The organism is Ruegeria sp. YTSC325, assembly GCF_059609525.1.
Window position 1 is genome coordinate 187,568 of the sequence record NZ_JBXWLY010000006.1, and the last position, 19,309, is coordinate 206,876.

A 19,309-nucleotide genomic window follows, 5' to 3' on the forward strand; every position below is an offset into this window, starting at 1 on the left:
AGGTTTCCGATAGGCGAAAAGATTTGCGCGCCATGAACATTCACGCGGCGGGGTTGACTGTTTTTTAGGCACTCTGTCTCGCGTCCCGACGGAAAAGCCACCGAACTCTTGAGATCGCGCAGCCACCCGGTGAAAAGGTGCCATGCCAGACACCCTGACCATTGTCGTAGTAGAGGAAGACCGCGAGCGTGCGATTGCCATCGTCGACGCACTCAACGCGTCCGGGGCCTATGATGTGCACGTGATCGGCAATGTCTCCAGCCTTGCGCGCAAGATTGCCGCCTTGATTCCGGATGTGGTGCTGATCGACATCGACAACCCGACCCGCGATATGCTTGAGGAACTGACGCTTGCATCCGGGCCTCTAGAACGGCCCGTGGCCATGTTCGTCTCGGGCGCAGCCGGAGATCTGGCCTCGACCGCGATTGAGGCGGGCTTGTCGGCTTATGTGGTTGACGGGATGCAGCCGGATCGGCTGAAGCCCGTGCTGGATGCCGCCATCGCGCGGTTTCAGATCGTGCGCCAGATGCGCCGCGAACTGGCCGAAACCAAACGTGCGCTGGAGGAACGCAAGGTGATCGACCGCGCCAAGGGTCTGCTGATGAAGGCGCGCGGGGTTGAGGAAGAAGAGGCCTATGCCCTGCTGCGCAAGGCCGCGATGGATCAGGGCCGCCGCGTCGCCGACGTGGCCGAGGCGCTTGTCACCGCCTCGGGGCTGTTGTCATGAACGCTGTTACCCTGCCTGTTGCCTATGTTCCGCTGGTGGACGCCGCGCCTTTGATCGTAGCGCATGAAATGGGTCTGGCCCGCGCTGAAGGGGTCGAACTGGACCTGATCGCTGCGCCCTCATGGTCATCCGTGCGCGACATGCTGGCCTTTGGGCGGGTGGATGCCGCGCACCTGCTGTCGCCGGTCCCTGTTGCCATGGCCTTGGGGCTGGGCGGGGTGACGCAGCCCTTGTCAGCCGTTTCGGTCCTGTCGGTGAATGGCGACGTGATCGGCGTTAGCCGCGCGCTGGAGACCCGCCTGCGCGACGCAGGCTATGAGTTCGACTTCCGCGATCCGTTCAAGGCCGCCGCCGCGCTGGCCTCAGTCGCGGATGGGCCATTGGTCTTTGGCGTGCCCTTCCCGTTTTCGCTGCATGTGGAACTGCTGCATTGCTGGCTTGAGGCCACCGAACTGTCCAAAATCGGGGTCGAGGTGCGCACCATCCCGCCGCCGCTGATGGCGCAGGCCTTGGCCGAGGGTGATGTGGATGCGTTCTGTGTGGGTGAACCCTGGGGTTCGGTCGCTGTGGAATCGCAGGCGGGGGCGTTACTGCTGCCCGGTCAGGCGATCTGGGCCTTTGCGCCGGAAAAGGTGCTGGCCGTGCGCACCGACTGGGCGGATACCGAGCCGCACCTGCTGGGCAAGCTGATGCGGGCCGTCTGGCGCGCCGGGCGTTGGCTGGGCCAACCGGGCAGCCACACCGCCGCCGCTGAAATCCTTGCCCGAGACACCTATCTGAACCTGCCTTCGGAACTGATCGACCGGGCGCTCTCGGGGCGCTTTACCATCACAGGCCACGCCGAACAGCGCGAGGTGCCGGGATTTGTCGAGTTCCACGACGGGGCCGCAAATTTCCCATGGCGCAGTCAGGCCAAGTGGATCGCCCACCGTCTGGCGCAACGATACGGTCTGGACCCGCATCTGGCGCTAGCCCAAGCGGGCAGCGTGTTCCGCAGCGATATCTACCGCAATCAACTAGCAGGATTGGGGGCCGATCTGCCCGGTGCGTCGGAAAAGCTGGAAGGCGCGATTCGTGAGACCACGCCCGTTGCTTCCCATAACGGGCAGCTGTCGCTAAAGCGGGATGCGTTCTTGGATGGGCGCATTTTTGATCCTCAGGATATCTGACGCCTAAGAATTAGGCAGACGCGAGCGCAACACCGCGCGATTGCAGCATTTAACGCCGCGTTGCAGCAAAATCGCTTGATCGGCAACGGCGCATTTACCACTCTGGACCCATCGGCACACAAAGGCGTGTGTCGCAAGAATTCCTCCCAAAGTTTGGGAACGACTGAGCAAAGCCGCTCACTCTCTGGTCACCTCCTCCCGGCCAGAGCGTGCAGCGGCTTTTTGTTTTTCACCAACCCGGTTGACCGGGACCAAGAAAGGGACAGACCCACATGAAGAAATTGCTTGCAGGCCTTGTCGCCACCACCGCCCTGATCAGCCCCGCGTTGGCAGAAACGCTGGAGCTGGAGAAGGACGAACTGACCTTTGGCTTTATCAAACTGACCGACATGGCCCCGCTGGCTGTGGCCTATGAGAATGGGTACTTCCTGGATGAGGGCCTGTTCGTAACGCTCGAAGCGCAGGCCAACTGGAAAGTGCTACTGGACGGCGTGATCGACGGACAGCTGGACGGTGCGCACATGCTGGCCGGTCAGCCGCTGGCCGCAACTATCGGGTACGGCACCGAGGCGCATATCATCACCCCCTTTTCGATGGACCTGAACGGCAACGGCATCACCGTGTCGAACGAGGTCTGGGAAGAGATGAAGCCCAACATCCCGAAAATGGATGACGGTCGCCCGCAGCACCCGATCAGTGCCGAGGCTCTGGCCCCGGTGGTCGAGAAATACAAGTCCGAAGGCAAGCCCTTTAACATGGGCATGGTCTTCCCGGTTTCGACCCACAATTACGAACTGCGCTACTGGCTTGCCGCTGGCGGACTGCATCCGGGCTATTACAGCCCTGAAAACGTAACCGGCCAGATCGGCGCGGATGTGTTCCTGTCGGTGACGCCTCCGCCACAAATGCCGGCCACATTGGAAGCAGGCACCATCTATGGCTATTGCGTAGGTGAACCGTGGAACCAGCAGGCCGTGTTCAAAGGCATCGGCGTGCCGGTCATCACCGATTATGAGCTGTGGAAGAACAACCCCGAAAAGGTCTTTGGCATAAATGCCGAGTTCGCCGAGCAGTACCCCAACACCACCCGCGCTGTTACCAAAGCTCTGATCCGCGCTGCGATGTGGCTGGATGAAAACGACAACGCCAACCGCCCCGCCGCGGTCGAGATGCTGAGCCAGCCGGAATATGTGGGTGCTGACTATGACGTGATCGCGAATTCGATGACCGGTACATTCGAGTACGAGAAAGGCGACAAGCGTGAAGTGCCCGATTTCAACGTCTTCTTCCGCTATAACGCGACCTACCCGTTCTATTCGGACGCCATCTGGTACCTGACCCAGATGCGCCGCTGGGGCCAGATCGCCGAACCGCAGACCGATGCCTGGTATGACGAGGTCGCCAAGTCCGTCTACCGCCCAGACATCTATCTGGACGCCGCCAAAATGCTGGTCGACGAAGGCCTGGCGAATGAGGCCGACTTCCCCTGGGACAGCGACGGCTACAAGGCCCCCACGCCCGCCGAGGATATCATCGACGGCATTCCCTATGACGCCCGTCAGCCCAACGCCTATCTGCAAAGCCTGCCGATCGGCCTGAAAGGCGAACAGGTCGTCGTCGGCACCGAAGTTCAGGGTTAACTCCCCTGCCTCCCGGCCCTTGGTGGCTGGGGGGCTTCCCCATTCACACAGAATTCCACCCCCGCCCGGCGCTGAACGACCGGGCCAGGAGACCGCAAGATGACAGCCATCGACCACGATACGCTATCCGCTGATGCTGAACGCGAGGCCCGACGCGCCCGCCTGTTCACCCGGATCAACGCCGCCGATAAATGGTTTCAGGTTCTGGGCTTGGCTTGGATCACCCCCATCCTGAAGGCCGGTGCAGGCGACAACCCGCGCGCCCAGATGGGCGAGATTTGGCGCCTGCTGGTCGTGCCTCTGCTGGCCATCTGTGCCTTTCTGGTTCTCTGGGGCACGTTGGCACCCAAGGTGCAAACCTCGCTGGGCGCAGTGCCTGGTCCGGCGCAGGTCTGGTCCGAAGCCATTAGCCTGCATCAGGACGCGCAGGCCAAGGCCGCCAAAAAGGCCAAGTTCGAGGCCATGGTTGAAAAGCGCAACCAGAAGTTCATCGACGCGGGCCAGCCCGAAAAAGTCAAAGAGGTCGCCTATACCGGCGCACCGAGTTATTACAACCAGATCTGGACCTCGATCAAAACCGTGTTCTTCGGGTTCCTGATCGCCACTATTGTCGCTGTGCCGCTGGGTATCGCTGCGGGCCTGTCACCCACCGCAAATGCGGCGCTGAACCCGCTGATCCAGATTTTCAAACCCGTCTCGCCGCTGGCCTGGTTGCCGATTGTGACTATGATCGTGTCGGCCGTTTACGTCACCAATGACGGCTGGTTCGCGAAATCCTTCCTGATCTCGGCCATCACCGTGACGCTGTGTTCTCTGTGGCCCACGCTGATCAACACCTCGCTGGGTGTGGCGTCGATCGACAAAGACTTGGTGAACGTCTCCAAAGTTCTGAAAATGAACACCTATACCAAGATCACCAAGCTGGTGCTGCCCTCGGCCCTGCCGCTGATCTTCACCGGCCTGCGTCTGTCGCTTGGCGTTGGCTGGATGGTTCTGATCGCGGCTGAAATGCTGGCGCAGAACCCCGGTCTGGGCAAGTTTGTCTGGGATGAGTTCCAGAACGGCTCGTCCAGCTCACTCGCCAAGATAATGGTTGCCGTCTTTACCATCGGCATCATTGGCTTCCTGCTGGATCGCGTGATGTATGCGCTGCAGTCGCTGTTTACCTTCTCGAACAACCGGTGACCCAAATGGCTGTGATCGACTTCAAGAATGTCAGCAAATCTTTTGGCACCGGCACCGCTGCGACGGATGTGCTGAAAGACATCAACCTCTCGGTTCAGGAAGGTGAATTCGTGGTACTGCTGGGCTTTTCTGGCACCGGTAAAACCACGCTGATCAACCTGATGGCGGGGATCGAATTCCCCTCCAAGGGCAGCGTAACCTTTCGCGACAAAGCCATCACCGGCCCCGCGCCGGAACGGGGGGTGATCTTTCAGAACTACTCGCTGATGCCGTGGCTGACGGTGACGGGCAATGTGCGGCTGGCCGTGGACGCGGTCTTTCCCAAGATGCCCAAGGCTGAGAAAGAGGAAAAGGTTGCCCACTACATCCGCATGGTCGGCCTTAGCCACGCCGCTGGTCGCCGCCCTGCCGAGCTGTCGGGTGGGATGCGGCAGCGGGTGAACGTGGCCCGCGCGCTGGCGATGGACCCCGAGGTTCTGCTGCTGGACGAGCCCTTGTCGGCGCTGGATGCATTGACCCGTGGCAATCTGGCGGAAGAGATCGAAAAGATCTGGGAGGCCGACCGCAAGACCTGTGTCCTGATCACCAATGACGTGGACGAAGCGATCCTGCTGGCCGACCGCATTATGCCGCTGAACCCCGATGGCACGTTGGGGACCGAGTTCAAGGTCTCGATCCCCCGCCCCCGCGACCGGTCCGCCATGAACCATGATGAGACGTTCAAGGCGCTGCGTGGCGAGGTCACGAAATACCTGATGGATGTGGGCATCGAGGCCAAGGTCGAAGGCACCAAGACCCTGCCCGACGTCACCCCGATCCACGGTGTACCGGCAGCGGTGAAAGAGGCGCAGTCGGGTCTGATCGAAGATCGCTATCTGGATTTCAGCCAGTTGCACAAGGTCTACCCCACCCCCAAGGGTCCGCTGACCGTGGTCGAGGATTTCAACCTGAAACTCAACCGAGGCGAGTTCATCTCGCTGATTGGTCACTCGGGCTGTGGCAAGTCCACGGTGCTGACCATGGCCGCTGGTCTGAACGAAATCTCCAAGGGTGCGATCAAGCTGGATGGCCGCCACGTTGAAGGCGCCGATCCCGAACGCGCCGTGGTGTTCCAGTCGCCTTCGCTGTTCCCATGGCTGACCGCCAAAGAAAACGTCTCGGTCGGTGTGGACCGCGTGTATCCGCGCGCCAGCCAGGCCGAGCGGCAGGATGTGGTGGAATATTACCTCGAACGGGTCGGTTTGGCCGACGCGATGGACAAATCCGCCGCCGACATGTCGAACGGGATGCGCCAGCGTGTTGGCATCGCCCGCGCCTTTGCCCTGTCGCCGAAACTGCTGCTGCTGGATGAGCCCTTCGGGATGCTCGACAGCCTCACCCGGTGGGAGCTGCAGGAGGTTCTGATGGAGGTCTGGTCGCGGACCAAAGTCACCACGATCTGTGTGACTCACGACGTGGACGAGGCGATCCTGCTGGCCGATCGCGTGGTGATGATGACAAACGGCCCGCAGGCCACCATCGGCAAGATCACCAATGTCGACCTGCCGCGCCCGCGCACCCGCAAGGCGCTGCTGGCCCATCCTGATTACTACGAATACCGGCAAGAGGTTTTGGATTTCCTCGAGGAATATGAGCACGGAGCCAAACCCAAGCCCAAATCCCCTACCCCCAAAGCCATCGCTGCGGAGTGAATGACATGAAACAGAAACTGGTTGTCATCGGAGCCGGCATGGCCTCGGGCCGGGTGCTGGAGCACCTGACCGACGCTGCCCCCGATGCGTTCGACATCACCCTGTTCAACGCCGAACCACGCGGGAACTACAACCGCATCATGCTGAGCCCGGTTCTGGCAGGCGATCAGACCTATGAAGAGATCGTCACCCATGACGACACTTGGTACGCGGAGCGCGGCATCGCCTGTCGATTCGGCGAGAAAGTGGTCAAAATTGACCGTGATCTGAAGGTGGTCGAAGGCGAGTACGGCCATGTGCCTTACGACAAGCTGATCTTCGGCACCGGATCGAACCCTTTCATGATCCCGATGCCGGGGCATGATCTGGACGGCGTCATCGCCTATCGCGATCTGGAAGACACAGAACAGATGATGGGCATGGGCGCGGGCAACAAGGTCGTCGTGATCGGCGGCGGTTTGCTGGGGCTTGAGGCCGCCGCAGGCATGGCCGCGCGCGGAGCTGATGTGACCGTCGTGCATATCATGGGCCACTTGATGGAACGTCAGCTGGACCCTGCTGCAGGGTATCTGCTCAAGAAATCGCTGGAAGAAAAAGGCATCACCGTTCTGCTGAATGCCAAATCGACCGAAATCGCGGGCAAGGATGGCAAGGCCCGGGCGCTGTTGTTGGAGGACGGCACGGAATTGCCCTGCGACCTGTTGGTGATGGCTGTGGGCATCCGACCCAACACCGCGCTGGCGCAGGAAACGGGCCTTGCCGTGGGTCGGGGTATCCATGTGGATGACCAGATGATCACCTCGGACGCCGATATCTATGCCGTGGGCGAATGCGTCGAGCATCAGGGCGAGGTCTTTGGCCTTGTCGCGCCGCTGTACGATCAGGCCAAAGTGCTGGCGCAGACCCTGCTGGGCGAGGATGCGGCGTTCAAACAACGTTCGCTCTCGACCAAGCTGAAGGTCACCGGCTGCGACCTGTTCAGTGCAGGGGACTTTGCCGAGAGCGAGACCCGCGAGGACATCGTCTTCCGCGACCCTGCTCGCGGCGTTTACAAACGGCTGGTGCTAGAAGGCGACACGCTGGTTGGCGCGGTCATGTATGGCGACACCGCCGACAGCAACTGGTTCTTCGGCCTGATCCGCGATGGTGAGGACGTGTCCGAGATGCGTGAGACGCTGATCTTCGGCCCGGCCTATCAGGGGGGCGGCTCTGCGGACCCTCTCTCAGCCGTTGCAGCATTGCCGCCTGAGGCGGAAATCTGTGGCTGCAACGGCGTTTGCAAATCCGACATCACCACCGCTATCGAAGGCGGCGCAACCGATCTGGGCGCCATCCGCGCGACCACCAAGGCTAGCGCCTCCTGCGGAACATGCACCGGACTGGTCGAGCAACTGCTGCAGGTCACACTGGGCGATGACTTCCAGATGCCCACTGCACAGCCCATCTGCGGCTGCTGTGACCTGACCCACGAAGACGTCCGTCGCCTGATCAAATCGCAAGAGCTGAAAAGCCAGGAGGCCGTCTGGCAGGAGCTGGGCTGGAAGACGCTCAACGGCTGTCATGTCTGCCGCCCGGCGGTGAATTACTACCTGCTGGCCGACTGGCCGGTGGAATATCAGGACGACCCGCAAAGCCGCTTCGTCAACGAACGCAAACACGCCAACATCCAGAAAGACGGCACTTTCAGCGTTGTGCCCCGAATGTGGGGCGGCATCACCAACCCGGCGGAACTGCGCGCCATCGCCGATGCCGCCGAGAAATACGATGTGCCCACTGTCAAAGTCACCGGTGGTCAGCGTATCGACCTGCTGGGCGTGAAAGGGTCCGACCTGCCCTATATCTGGTCCGATCTGAACAAGGCCGGGCTGGTCTCAGGTCACGCCTATTCCAAGGGTCTGCGTACGGTGAAAACCTGTGTCGGCACCGATCACTGCCGGTTCGGCACGCAAGACAGCACGGGCCTCGGCGTGAAGCTTGAGAAAATCCTGTGGGGTTCGTGGACGCCGCACAAGCTGAAGCTGGCGGTCTCGGGCTGCCCGCGCAACTGCGCCGAGGCGACCTGCAAGGATATCGGTGTGGTCTGTGTGGACTCGGGCTTCCAGATCAGCATCGGCGGCGCGGCGGGCATGGACGTTAAGGAAACCGAACTGCTGGTGCAGGTTCCGACCGAGGATGAGGCGATTGAGGTCGTGATGGCCGTCACCCAAGCCTATCGCGAGGGCGGCAAGTATCTGGACCGTTTGTATAAATGGATGGCGAAGGTCGGTCTCGACTGGATCAAGGAAACCGTGGTGGATGACCTCGAAAACCGCCGCGCATTGGTTGAGCGGTTTGAACTCAGCCAATCCATCTATCGCAAAGACCCATGGGCCGAGCAGGCCAAAGAGGCCCCGCGCTTTGCGCCCATGGCCGATCTGACATTGGAGGCCGCAGAATGAGCTGGATCGACATCGGACATATCGGCGACATCCCCCTGCGCGGCGCGCGCGTGGTGAAAACGCCCGTGGGCTGCATCGCCCTGTTCCGCACTGCCAAAGATGAGGTCTTTGCCGCCTCGGACACCTGCCCCCACAAGGGCGGTCCGCTATCTGAGGGCATCGTGCATGGCCAGTCCGTCACCTGCCCGCTGCACAACTGGGTTTTCGACCTGAACTCGGGTCAGGCACAAGGCGCGGATGAAGGCCAGATCGCCACCTACCCGGTGCAGCTGGACGGAGAGCGCATTCTGCTCGACAGCACCTCATTGGGGCAAAGGAGCGCCGCGTGAAAGACCTGAGTGCCTGCGCCACACGCTCGACCTGCCCTTATTGTGGGGTGGGCTGCGGGGTTCTGCTGCAACCGGATGGCGCGGGTGGCCTGACCGTCACCGGCGACCCGGATCACCCGGCCAATCAAGGGCGGCTGTGTTCCAAAGGCTCGGCTTTGGCCGAAACGGTGCGCCTGTCGCAGCGACTGCTAGCACCCTTGGTAGCGGGCAAAGAGACTGGCTGGGACCACGCGCTGCAACTGGTCGCGGACCGGTTCCGCGAGACCATCGCCGAACACGGGCCGGATTCACTGGCTTTCTATGTATCGGGCCAGTTGCTGACCGAGGACTACTATGTCGCCAACAAGCTGATGAAAGGTTTCATTGGCTCGGCCAATATCGACACGAATTCGCGGCTGTGCATGGCCTCAACCGTTGCGGGCCACAAACGCGCTTTTGGCACCGACACTGTGCCCGGCACTTATGAGGATCTGGACGAGGCCGATCTGGTCGTGCTGGTCGGATCCAATCTGGCGTGGTGCCACCCGGTTCTGTATCAACGCCTGATGGCAGCCCGGCAGGCGCGCGGGACCAAGATCATCGTTGTCGATCCGCGCCGCACGGCGTCCTGTGACAGCGCCGATCTGCACCTGCCACTGGCCGCGGGCAGTGATGTCGCACTGTTCAACCATCTGCTGTCACAAATCGACACTGCCGGTTTGGTGGATGCGGATTCCCTGACCCACACCACCGGTATTCATGAGGCGCTGGGCAGTGCGCTGGCCGACGATGTGTCGGTCACCAGGCTCAACCCCGACGATATCGCGCAGTTCTGCCAGATGTGGATGGGCACCGAAAAGGTCGTGACGATCTTCAGTCAGGGCGTGAACCAATCCAGTTCGGGCAGCGACAAGGTCAACGCGATCCTGAACTGCCATCTGGCCACGGGGCGGATCGGCAAGCCCGGCTGCGGGCCTCTGTCGGTCACCGGTCAGCCCAACGCGATGGGTGGGCGCGAGGTCGGCGGTCTGGCCAATATGCTCGCCTGTCATTTGGATATCGAAAACGCCGATCACCGCGCCGCCGTGCGCGATTTCTGGTCGGCCCCGACCATGCCCGAGGCCCCGGGCCTCAAGGCCGTGGACCTGTTCCGCGCCGTGGGCGACGGGCGCGTCAAGGCACTGTGGGTGATCCACACGAACCCCGTGGTTTCAATGCCCGAGGCCGACGCGGTGCGCGATGCCATCGCGGCCTGCCCGTTCACTGTGGTCTCAGACATAACGGCCCGCACCGATACGGCGCGGCTGGCCGACGTGCTGCTGCCTGCGGCCGCGTGGGCCGAAAAAGACGGCACAGTCACCAATTCCGACCGCACGATCAGCCGACAACGTTCGGTCCTGCCCGCACCGGGACAAGCGCGCGCGGATTGGGACATTCTGGCCGAGGTCGGACGGCTGATGGGGTGGGCCTCGGCCTTTGATTATCAAACGCCCGGAGAGATTTTCCGAGAATACGCAACCCTGTCCGGAGTGGCCGCCAAGTTTGGGCGTGATTTCGATATCTCGGGCCTCCGCGATCTGGACGCGGCGGGCTATGACGCTCTTCAGCCGACGCGCTGGCCTGTCACCGCCACACGGCAGGGCGGGCGGTTCTTTGCGGATGGGCAATTCTATCACCCCGACGGCAAGGCGCGGCTTTTACCAGTTACATGGCGCGCGCCTGCAGCCAAAACAGAACCGCGCTATCCGTTCTGGCTGAACACCGGTCGGCTGCGCGACCAATGGCACACGATGACCCGCACCGGTCTGTCGGCGCGGCTGTCGGCCCACCTGCCCGAGCCGTTTCTGGACATTCACCCCGGTGATGCGCGCGCCACGGGGATAAACCCCGCCGATCTGGTGCGGGTCGCAAGCCCGCATGGAACATCCGTCCTGCGGGCCCGGATTACCAGCGATGTCACACAAGGACAGGTCTTTGCGCCTATACACTGGACCGGAGAAACCGCCCCTTCAGCCCGGATCGACGCCGTGGTCGCGGCGGCGACCGACCCTGTATCCGGGCAGCCCGAAAGCAAAGCCTCCGTGGTGAACGTCACCCGCTTTGACGCCAAATGGTACGGGTTTGCGGTGTCACATCGCGAAATGAAACCGGTTTGCGAGTATTGGGCGCAGACCCCCACAAAACTCGGCTATCGCGCTGAACTGGCCGGGATAGGCACAATAAATGACTGGCAAACCGCCGCGCGTGATCTTTTCGGATTGCCCGAGGCGCAGACAACCATAGTTGAGGACCCGGCGCGCGGCATGGCGCGACTGGCGTTTCACGAACACGGACAACTGGTCGCTGCACTGTTCATTTCGCCCGAGCCCGTGGCGGTGATGCGCGACTATCTTGCGACTCTGCCACAGGTGCCCGACCTGCTGTCAGGCCGCGCGCCGGCCGACCGGCCCGATCCCGGTCCGGTCCTGTGTTCCTGTTTCGACGTAGGCGTGAACACCATCCTGACCGCTATTGAGACCAAAGGGCTGATGAGCGTCGAAGCCATTGGTGAGGCGTTGCAGGCCGGAACCAATTGCGGCTCATGCCGCCCGGAACTGGCGACACTGTTGGCGTCGGCACATCAGAAAGAGGCCGCTCAGTAGTTCTAGAACCAAACCGCCTCTCCGGTCTCCAGCGCCTTTTGCGCGGCCAGACCCATGCGCACAGCCCACATCCCGTCCTGCAGAGTCACCTCGGGGGCGGGTTTATCACCACGCAGGACGGCTAGGAATCCTTGATGCTGATAGAAAGTAGACCCGTTATGGTCACCCGCGGCCAATAGCGTTGGATCAACGGGGATGTCCTCGGCGACCGGTCCCTTAGGCGCACGTGGGCTAACGATCAGTTGCGGCACCGGCGCATCACCAAGATGCTCGGGCCAGAAACGGCCCGGTCCGGGCACCAGCGCCTCGATCTTCGCGTCCGACCCGACGGCCGAGATCTCCTCCTGATACCGCGCACCTTCCGCGAACATACACAGCTCCAGCATTGCTCGCGCACCCGAGGCGAAATCGACCATGACATAACCGTGGTCCAGAATGTCGGGGGTTTCGCCGTTATACGCCTCGTCCAAATGATTGACAGCCTGCCCCCCGCTGGCTGTCACGCGCACAGGGTCCGATTGCAGGATCAGGCGCATGAGGTCGAAGAAGTGACAGCATTTTTCGACAAAGGTACCGCCCGTATTGCGGTTGAAGCGGTTCCAGTTGCCGACCTTTTCCAGGAAGGGAAAGCGGTGCTCCTTGATGGTCAGCATTTTGACACCGCCGGTCACCTGCGCCCCCTCAATCAAGGCTGCGATGGGCGGCATATAGCGATACTCCATCGCCACCCAGATCGGATGAGGGTAGTCACGCTGGATGGCGTCAAGCCGCGCCGCATCTGCCGGGTCGGTGAACAGAGGTTTCTCGACCAGCAAAGGCAAAGGTCGCACCCGCGCGATCTGCTCGATCTGGTCCACGTGCAGATGGTTGGGGCTGGCAATCACGATGCAGTCCAGATCATCCACGGCCAGCAGATCTTCGACCGAACCCACCATCTGCGCATCCGGTACAATCGTCTGCGCTGCCTTGGCCATCGCGGCATCGGGTTCGAAAATCGCCGAGACGCGCGTACCTTCCAGCAACGCGATATTATGCAGGTGTTCCTGCCCCATCATACCGCAACCGATCAGCCCGTAATGGATGGTCCGGGTCATGCGTTTTTCCTTTTATTTCAGACGTTGGACATAGGTGGCCCGATCCGGGTCGAACCACGTTTTTGAAAACTCGACCGGTTCTGGCCCCTCGGACCAGCTGAACCGCTCAATATAACCGGCCGTTTCGCCAGCGGGTTTGGTGAAGGTCTCAGGCGTCCAATGGGGCAGCGCACGGACCGAAACCCGATCCTCGGCCCGCGTGATCCAGAACCCAAGCTGCTGCTGGTAATAGCGATAAAGCGAATCCGACAGCAGCGCCTGATCGACCTTTCCGGCGGAATCATCCAGCCAGATTTCCTCGACTGCGATGATTGTGTCATTCAAATAGCGCATCCGGCGCACTCGCGACGCCTTGGGCGATGTACCGAATTCCGGCAGATCGGAGGGCTTTTCCAGATGATCCACCGACAGGATATCTGCGCGCGGCAGGCCCCCGCCTTCGGGTAGTTCCAGCCGGAACATCGCATAAACGCTGTTCTGCGTCCCGGTCTCGCGGATGTAATTGCCCGAGCCTTGGATACGCTCCAACATCCCTTTTTTCTCAAGCTCCGCCAGCGATTTTCGCAGCGTCCCGACCGAGACATTGAGGTTCGCAGCCATGTCTCGTTCGGGTGGCAAACGTTCACCGTCGATCAGCCGACCCGCGGCAATGTCGCGGATCAGAAGCTCGGCGATCTGCACATAGATCGGCAGCGCGTTGGGGTTGCGGCTGTTGGCAGTCATTTTCGAGGTGCTTCACCGAGTCGTGGAAAAAATTGATACACTATTGATCTACATCAAAGTGATTGCTACGCAAGAGGAAAGTCAAAAGATGCACGGAGAACGAATCAAATGACCATCGTCCCCATCACATCCCCCGATCTGGATGCGGCCGAGGTTTCGTGGTTCGCCGCGCTGTGCTCAGACGATTATCAGTTTCTGGGTGTCCCGGATGGTGACCTGCGATCGAGTTGGGAGCATTGTTCCGGCATCGTCCGCGAGGCCGAGGCGCAAGGGTTCCGCAACATCCTGTGCCCGTCTTCCTATCAGGTCGGTCAGGACACGCTGAGTTTCGTGGCTGGCTGCGCGCCGATCACCGACAAGATCAATTTGCTGGCCGCCGTGCGCTGTGGCGAGATGCAGCCGATCATGCTGGCGCGTACAATTGCAACGCTGGATCACATGCTGCAAGGGCGGCTGACGGTGAACATCATCTCGTCTGATTTCCCCGGCGAGAAAGACGATAGCACGTTCCGCTATCAGCGGTCCCGCGAGGTGGTCGAGATCCTCAAGCAAGCTTGGACTCAGGATGAGATCAACCATGCGGGTGAGGTCTATAACTTCTCTGGCCTGACCACTGACCCGGCCAAGCCCTATCAGACTGGGGGTCCGCTACTGTATTTCGGAGGCTACTCCCCTTCTGCGCTCGATCTTTGCGGCGAGCATTGCGATGTCTACCTGATGTGGCCCGAAACCAAGGATCAACTGGCCGAGCGGATGAAGGCCGTTCACGCGGTGGCTGAAAACTACAACCGCACGCTGGATTACGGTCTGCGCGTTCACATGATCGTCCGCGATACCGAGGCCGAAGCGCAGGAATATGCGGACTACATCGTTTCGAAGCTGGATGACGAATATGGCCGTGCGATCCGGGAGCGGGCGCTGGATTCGACCTCACTGGGCGTGGCGCATCAGGCCAAGAACCGCGATCTGGCGGATGAGTATGGCTATGTCGAACCGGGCCTGTGGACCGGCGTTGGGCGCGCGCGATCCGGCTGCGGCGCGGCTTTGGTCGGGTCGACCGATCAGGTGATGTCCAAGATCGAAGAATACCAGAAGATGGGCATCCGCGCTTTCATCTTCTCAGGCTATCCGCACATGGATGAGGCCAAGCATTTCGGGGCCCGCGTCCTGCCCAATCTGAAAACCTGCTCGCTGCCCGAAGAATACGGGCGCGTGCCTGCAAAGACCCCGGCCACCCCGCTGGGCAATGGAGTTCGTCGCTGATGCAACGTGTGAAACTATCCGACACGCTGGAACTGAGCCGCATTGTATATGGTATGTGGCGCATCGGGGATGACGATGACACCTCGGCCGCGCATGTCGAGGCCAAGATACAAGCCTGTCTGGATCAGGGGATCACCAGTTTCGATCAGGCGGATATCTACGGCGACTACACGGCCGAAGGCATTCTGGGTGCCGCCCTGCGCGCCAATCCGACCCTGCGGTCAAAGATGGAGATCGTCACCAAATGCGATATCGTCGCGCCCTGCGGACGGTATTCGGACGCGAAGGTCAAGTACTACGACACTTCGCGCGCGCATATCCTGAAATCGGTCGATACTTCTCTGACCGAGATGGCCATCGACCATATTGACCTGTTGCTGATCCACCGTCCTGATCCGTTCATGGACCACCATGAAACCGGCGCCGCACTGGATGAGGTGGTCGCCAGCGGCAAGGTGCGCGCTGTCGGCGTGTCGAACTTCCGTCCCTGGGACTGGAACCTGCTGCAATCGGCGATGAAGACGCCGCTGGTCACCAACCAGATCGAGCTGTCTCTGGGTCAGATCGACCCTTTCACCAATGGCGATCTTGCCTTTCATCAGCAGCACGGCCAGCACGTTATGGCGTGGTCTCCGCTGGGGGGTGGGTTGCTGATGGCCGGAAACCCTCCGGTCGGCATAGTTGCAGATGAGATAGCTGCCGAATTCGGCGTGGATCGCGCGGCAGTCGCCATCGCTTTCCTATTGGCGCACCCAGCAGGAATTCTTCCGGTTCTGGGCACGAACAATCTGGACCGGATCAAAAGCATCTCGGACGCATTGAAAGTAAATCTGGATCGCGAAAGCTGGTTCCGCCTGTACGAGGCGGCGCTGGGGCATGAGGTACCATGATGAACGCAATCTCAAAGGACATCACTCACACATTCGTCCCGCATAAAGATGACACCCGCACCTTGCGGGACGCTTTTGGCAAGTTTGCGACCGGCGTGACCATCGTCACCTGTGACAGCGACGATGGCCCGGTCTGCATCACCGCCAACAGCTTTTCATCGCTGTCGCTGGACCCCCCGTTGGTGATGTGGGCAGGCGACCGCAATTCGCGCCGGTTCCCCTATTTCCACAAGGCGCGCCATTTCAGCGTGCACGTGCTATCGTCGGAACAGGCCGATCTGTGTTTTGGCTGCTCGAAAGACGCGTTCGCCCTGCGGGATATCGACCACGACCGCTGCGGGAACGGAACACCTCTGCTGCCGGATTGTCTGGCGCGGTTTGAGTGCGAACAGCACGCCTATCACGATGCAGGCGATCACGTGATCGTGGTGGGCAAAGTCCTGAAAGTCAGCATGGCGGACGGAGACGCGCTGACCTTTTACGCCGGGCAACTCGGCCAATTCGCGCAGCACTAGGCGTGATTTGACGACCGCGGGACAAACCTGCGGCTGAACAAGGGAGGATCCGCATGGGCGGACTGGCAACGGCGCTTGCGCCGATTGCATTCGTGAACGAAACCGTGCTGCGTTTGGGCCGCGCGGTTGGTGTCGTTGCGATTGCATTGATGGTGATCGCAATCCTGATTCAGGTGTTCTTCCGATACGTTTTAGGCAACGCCCTACCCTGGCCAGATGAGGCCGCGCGCTTCTGCATGTTGTGGATGACCGGGCTGATGGCCCCCACCGCGTTCCGGCGCGGCGGGTTTGTGGCTATTGATATGCTGCCCATGATGCTGCCGCGCGTGCTGGGGCAGGTGTTGATGCTGTTTCTGCTTTTCGTCTCGCTGGCAGTGTTGGCCGTCGCCGTGAATATCGGCTGGTCCGAGGTCACGGGTTTTGGCGGCCGCTTCGCCACGGCGGCGCTCTATATTCCGACCTCGCTGGGGTTTGACGAGTGGTACCGCGTCCCGCGCAGCTGGATGATGGCATCGTTGCTGGTGGGGGTCATCCTTCTGCTAGTCGTCAATATCGAGCTTATCCTGCGGTCGATCGTCAAGATGATGGGCGGCGGGGACTTGCTGCCCGAAATCGCAGATGCACCGGTGGGGGCTGAATAGATGCTGATCTGGTTTCTGCCCACCTTCCTGATTTTCCTGATGATCGGCCTGCCGGTCTTTTTCGCGCTTTTGGCCGCGCCCGGCATTCTGCTGTGGCTGAACGGTCAGACCGCCGACATCACTCTGTTGTACCGGAACGTCTACAACGGCATGGACAGCTTCCCGTTGATGGCCATTCCCTTCTTCATGCTGGCCGGAGAGTTGATGAACCGTGGCGGCATCACCATTCGTCTGGTCGAGTTCTCGCAGGCCCTGATGGGGCACCTGCGCGGCGGTCTGGCCCACGTGAATGTCCTGAGTTCGATCCTGTTTGCCGGACTATCGGGCTCGGCGGTCGCAGATACCTCGGCACTGGGGTCTATGCTGATCCCGGCGATGGAGAAACAGGGCTATACCCGCCGCTTTGCCGCTGCGATTACGGCGGCCAGCTCGGTGATCGGGCCAATCATTCCGCCCTCGGGCATCATGATCATCTATGCCTATGTGATGGGTGAAAGCGTGGCCGCCCTGTTCCTTGCGGGTATTGTGCCGGGTGTAATGGTGGGCGTTGGCCTGATGCTGATGATTAAGGTGATGGCCGACAAATACGACTTCCCCGTCGCCAGCCGCAAATACACATGGGGCGAGCGTCGTCAGGCCAGCCTCAAAGCGTTCTTCCCGCTGCTGACCCCTGTCATCATTCTGGGCGGGATTCTCGGCGGCATCTTTACTCCGACCGAGGCTGCTGCGGTTGCTGTGGGGTACGCCTTCATCATCGGCTTCTTCGTCCTGCGCACACTGACCCTGAAAGAAGTGCCCGAGATCCTCAGCAACGCGGGCCTGACCTCGGCCGTGGTTTTGCTGCTGGTGGGCGCGGCGATGGCATTCAAGACCGTTGTCAGCCTTAGCCATGCGCCTGAACAATTGGCGGCACTGATCCTTGGCCTGTCAGAAAACCCGCTGATCCTGCTGTTCCTGATCAACCTGTTGCTGTTTGTCGTGGGCATGTTTCTGGACGCAGGCCCGGCAATCATCATTCTTGGTCCCATCCTTGGCCCGATCTTTACCAGCCTCGGCGTGGACCCGATCCACTTTGCTATTATCATGAGCGTTAACCTGACCGTCGGTCTGGCCACTCCGCCCATGGGGCTGGTGCTGTTCGTGGCCGCCGCCGTATCGCGCGAAAAGGTCGAAACCATTGCCAAGGCGATCCTGCCGTTTCTGGCTGTCGAAATCATAGTGATCTTCCTGATCACCTATGTCCCCGCACTATCCATGACGATCCCGAGGATAACGGGATTTGCAAACTGAACTGAGTATCACAGGGAGGAAACGAATGCTCAGAGACTTCATCAAAACCGCTGCGGTGGCCACCTCGCTGGTGGCTGCATCCGCACTTGCCGCCACCGCCGCAGATTATACCCTGCGCGCGACAGCCAACTCGAACGAAAACGACGAAGACTATGATGGTCTGATCGTCTTCAAGAACTACGTCGAGGCTGCCTCGAACGGCGCCATCGAGGTGGAACTGTTCATCGGGACGCAGCTGTGCTCGAACGGGGCCGAGTGCCTGCAAGGCGTGGCTGATGGCACGATCGACATTTATATTTCGACCTCGGGCGGCGCGTCGGGCATCTTCCCCTACGTGCAGGTTCTGGACCTGCCCTATCTGATGGCCGATGACCGCGTGGCCGAGCATGTCTTGTCCGGCGATTTCACCCGCAAGGTCCGCGACATGGCGCTTGAGGATTCTGGCGGCGCGATCCGTCTGATGACCATTGGCAACACCGGCGGCTGGCGCAACTTTGCCAACACCCAGCGTCGCATCGCCGAACCTGCGGATATGGAAGGTCTGAAAATCCGCACCGTGGTCGCTGACCTGCCGCAAGAGCTGGTCAAGGCACTGGGTGCATCGCCCACCCCGATCCCGTGGCCTGAACTGTTCACCAGCTTCCAGACCGGTGTGGTTGAAGGGTCCAAGAACGGGATCACCGACATCATGGGGATGAAATTCCCCGATGCCGGTCTGCAATACGTCACGCTGGACGGCCACGCCTACATGGGTGCGTTGTGGTGGATGAATAACGCCAAGTTCCAGGAGATGCCCGAGGACATGCGCCGCGTGGTGGTCGATGGCTTCTATGCTCTGCAGCAGGCCACCTTTGCCTCGCCCAAGCGCAAGTCGATCCAGGCTTATGAAGATTTCGTCGCCGGTGGCGGGGATCTCTATGTGCCGACACCTGACCAGAAAGCAGCGTTCAAAGAAGCCGCAACGCCGGTCTATGACTGGTTCCAGTCCAACGTGGCCCGCGGGGACGAGGTGTTCAACGCCCTGACCGAAGCGGTTGCAGCAGCCGAGGCCGATATCAACGCCTCTCGCGATGCGGATCTGAACTAAGCGAAA

The 19,309-nt window shown here is 60.9% G+C and carries 16 protein-coding genes; 14 read left to right on the plus strand and 2 right to left on the minus strand.

Annotated features, from left to right (window positions below):
- Positions 1–142: 142 nt before the first annotated feature.
- From AC2FF7_RS11245 to AC2FF7_RS11280, 8 genes are all read left to right on the plus strand, one after another.
- Positions 143–727: an ANTAR domain-containing response regulator gene (locus AC2FF7_RS11245; RefSeq protein ID WP_170754698.1), complete on the plus strand. Its 585-nt coding sequence runs from the start codon at positions 143–145 to the stop codon at positions 725–727.
- Positions 724–1,896 (plus strand): ABC transporter substrate-binding protein, encoded by a 1,173-nt coding sequence (locus AC2FF7_RS11250; protein ID WP_480866578.1) that lies wholly within the window; start codon positions 724–726, stop codon positions 1,894–1,896. Before AC2FF7_RS11245 ends, AC2FF7_RS11250 begins: the two co-directional genes overlap by 4 nt.
- 272 nt (positions 1,897–2,168) lie before the next feature.
- Complete coding sequence (locus tag AC2FF7_RS11255; protein WP_480866580.1) at positions 2,169–3,536, plus strand: CmpA/NrtA family ABC transporter substrate-binding protein; 1,368 nt, start codon at positions 2,169–2,171, stop codon at positions 3,534–3,536.
- Between the two features lie 99 nt (positions 3,537–3,635).
- Positions 3,636–4,721, plus strand: a complete 1,086-nt coding sequence (locus AC2FF7_RS11260) for an ABC transporter permease (protein ID WP_480866582.1) — start codon at positions 3,636–3,638, stop codon at positions 4,719–4,721.
- Between the two features lie 5 nt (positions 4,722–4,726).
- Positions 4,727–6,412 carry an ABC transporter ATP-binding protein gene (locus AC2FF7_RS11265; RefSeq protein WP_496849555.1) on the plus strand — a complete coding sequence of 562 codons (1,686 nt, stop codon included), beginning with the start codon at positions 4,727–4,729 and terminating at the stop codon, positions 6,410–6,412.
- A 5-nt stretch (positions 6,413–6,417) separates the two neighbouring features.
- Entirely contained in the window at positions 6,418–8,850 is a 2,433-nt protein-coding gene (nirB, locus tag AC2FF7_RS11270) for a nitrite reductase large subunit NirB (protein ID WP_480866585.1), read from the plus strand.
- Positions 8,847–9,179, plus strand: a complete 333-nt coding sequence (gene nirD / locus AC2FF7_RS11275; RefSeq protein ID WP_480866587.1) for a nitrite reductase small subunit NirD — start codon at positions 8,847–8,849, stop codon at positions 9,177–9,179. The genes nirB and nirD overlap by 4 nt, the downstream gene beginning before the upstream one ends.
- Positions 9,176–11,800 carry a molybdopterin-dependent oxidoreductase gene (locus AC2FF7_RS11280; protein ID WP_496905650.1) on the plus strand — a complete coding sequence of 875 codons (2,625 nt, stop codon included), beginning with the start codon at positions 9,176–9,178 and terminating at the stop codon, positions 11,798–11,800. Before nirD ends, AC2FF7_RS11280 begins: the two co-directional genes overlap by 4 nt.
- A 2-nt stretch (positions 11,801–11,802) precedes the next feature.
- Here AC2FF7_RS11280 and AC2FF7_RS11285 read toward each other — a convergent pair whose 3' ends face one another.
- Together AC2FF7_RS11285 and AC2FF7_RS11290 are read right to left on the minus strand one after the other, a co-directional pair.
- Complete coding sequence (locus AC2FF7_RS11285) at positions 11,803–12,894, minus strand: Gfo/Idh/MocA family protein (protein ID WP_496905651.1); 1,092 nt, start codon at positions 12,892–12,894, stop codon at positions 11,803–11,805.
- A gap of 12 nt (positions 12,895–12,906) precedes the next feature.
- Positions 12,907–13,617 carry a GntR family transcriptional regulator gene (locus AC2FF7_RS11290; RefSeq protein WP_480866592.1) on the minus strand — a complete coding sequence of 237 codons (711 nt, stop codon included), beginning with the start codon at positions 13,615–13,617 and terminating at the stop codon, positions 12,907–12,909.
- 108 nt (positions 13,618–13,725) lie between these two features.
- Between AC2FF7_RS11290 and AC2FF7_RS11295 the strand changes: the two genes are divergently transcribed.
- Genes AC2FF7_RS11295 through AC2FF7_RS11320 form a run of 6 tightly spaced genes read left to right on the plus strand, consistent with a single transcriptional unit; the run spans position 13,726 to position 19,303 of the window.
- A complete protein-coding gene (locus tag AC2FF7_RS11295; RefSeq protein ID WP_480866594.1) occupies positions 13,726–14,880 on the plus strand; it encodes an LLM class flavin-dependent oxidoreductase in 1,155 nt (384 codons plus the stop codon).
- Entirely contained in the window at positions 14,880–15,770 is an 891-nt protein-coding gene (locus tag AC2FF7_RS11300) for an aldo/keto reductase (protein WP_496905652.1), read from the plus strand. The genes AC2FF7_RS11295 and AC2FF7_RS11300 overlap by 1 nt, the downstream gene beginning before the upstream one ends.
- Positions 15,770–16,285: a flavin reductase family protein gene (locus tag AC2FF7_RS11305; protein ID WP_496905660.1), complete on the plus strand. Its 516-nt coding sequence runs from the start codon at positions 15,770–15,772 to the stop codon at positions 16,283–16,285. The genes AC2FF7_RS11300 and AC2FF7_RS11305 overlap by 1 nt, the downstream gene beginning before the upstream one ends.
- Before the next feature lie 53 nt (positions 16,286–16,338).
- On the plus strand, positions 16,339–16,926 hold the full coding sequence (locus AC2FF7_RS11310) for a TRAP transporter small permease (protein ID WP_170355479.1): 588 nt from the start codon (positions 16,339–16,341) through the stop codon (positions 16,924–16,926).
- Positions 16,927–18,216 (plus strand): TRAP transporter large permease, encoded by a 1,290-nt coding sequence (locus AC2FF7_RS11315; protein ID WP_209196873.1) that lies wholly within the window; start codon positions 16,927–16,929, stop codon positions 18,214–18,216.
- 25 nt (positions 18,217–18,241) lie between these two features.
- A complete protein-coding gene (locus AC2FF7_RS11320; protein WP_170355481.1) occupies positions 18,242–19,303 on the plus strand; it encodes a TRAP transporter substrate-binding protein in 1,062 nt (353 codons plus the stop codon).
- Positions 19,304–19,309: the final 6 nt, after the last annotated feature.

Bases quoted from the DNA above. Each gene is read 5' to 3' on its own strand.
- AC2FF7_RS11310 (WP_170355479.1), top strand. From the start codon at position 16,339: ATGGGCGGACTGGCAACGGCGCTTGCGCCGATTGCATTCGTGAACGAA.
- AC2FF7_RS11290 (WP_480866592.1), bottom strand. From the start codon at position 13,617: ATGACTGCCAACAGCCGCAACCCCAACGCGCTGCCGATCTATGTGCAG.
- AC2FF7_RS11305 (WP_496905660.1), top strand. From the start codon at position 15,770: ATGAACGCAATCTCAAAGGACATCACTCACACATTCGTCCCGCATAAA.
- AC2FF7_RS11295 (WP_480866594.1), top strand. From the start codon at position 13,726: ATGACCATCGTCCCCATCACATCCCCCGATCTGGATGCGGCCGAGGTT.
- AC2FF7_RS11315 (WP_209196873.1), top strand. From the start codon at position 16,927: ATGCTGATCTGGTTTCTGCCCACCTTCCTGATTTTCCTGATGATCGGC.
- AC2FF7_RS11250 (WP_480866578.1), top strand. From the start codon at position 724: ATGAACGCTGTTACCCTGCCTGTTGCCTATGTTCCGCTGGTGGACGCC.
- AC2FF7_RS11255 (WP_480866580.1), top strand. From the start codon at position 2,169: ATGAAGAAATTGCTTGCAGGCCTTGTCGCCACCACCGCCCTGATCAGC.
- AC2FF7_RS11265 (WP_496849555.1), top strand. From the start codon at position 4,727: ATGGCTGTGATCGACTTCAAGAATGTCAGCAAATCTTTTGGCACCGGC.
- AC2FF7_RS11320 (WP_170355481.1), top strand. From the start codon at position 18,242: ATGCTCAGAGACTTCATCAAAACCGCTGCGGTGGCCACCTCGCTGGTG.
- AC2FF7_RS11260 (WP_480866582.1), top strand. From the start codon at position 3,636: ATGACAGCCATCGACCACGATACGCTATCCGCTGATGCTGAACGCGAG.
- nirB (WP_480866585.1), top strand. From the start codon at position 6,418: ATGAAACAGAAACTGGTTGTCATCGGAGCCGGCATGGCCTCGGGCCGG.
- AC2FF7_RS11245 (WP_170754698.1), top strand. From the start codon at position 143: ATGCCAGACACCCTGACCATTGTCGTAGTAGAGGAAGACCGCGAGCGT.
- AC2FF7_RS11285 (WP_496905651.1), bottom strand. From the start codon at position 12,894: ATGACCCGGACCATCCATTACGGGCTGATCGGTTGCGGTATGATGGGG.
- nirD (WP_480866587.1), top strand. From the start codon at position 8,847: ATGAGCTGGATCGACATCGGACATATCGGCGACATCCCCCTGCGCGGC.
- AC2FF7_RS11300 (WP_496905652.1), top strand. From the start codon at position 14,880: ATGCAACGTGTGAAACTATCCGACACGCTGGAACTGAGCCGCATTGTA.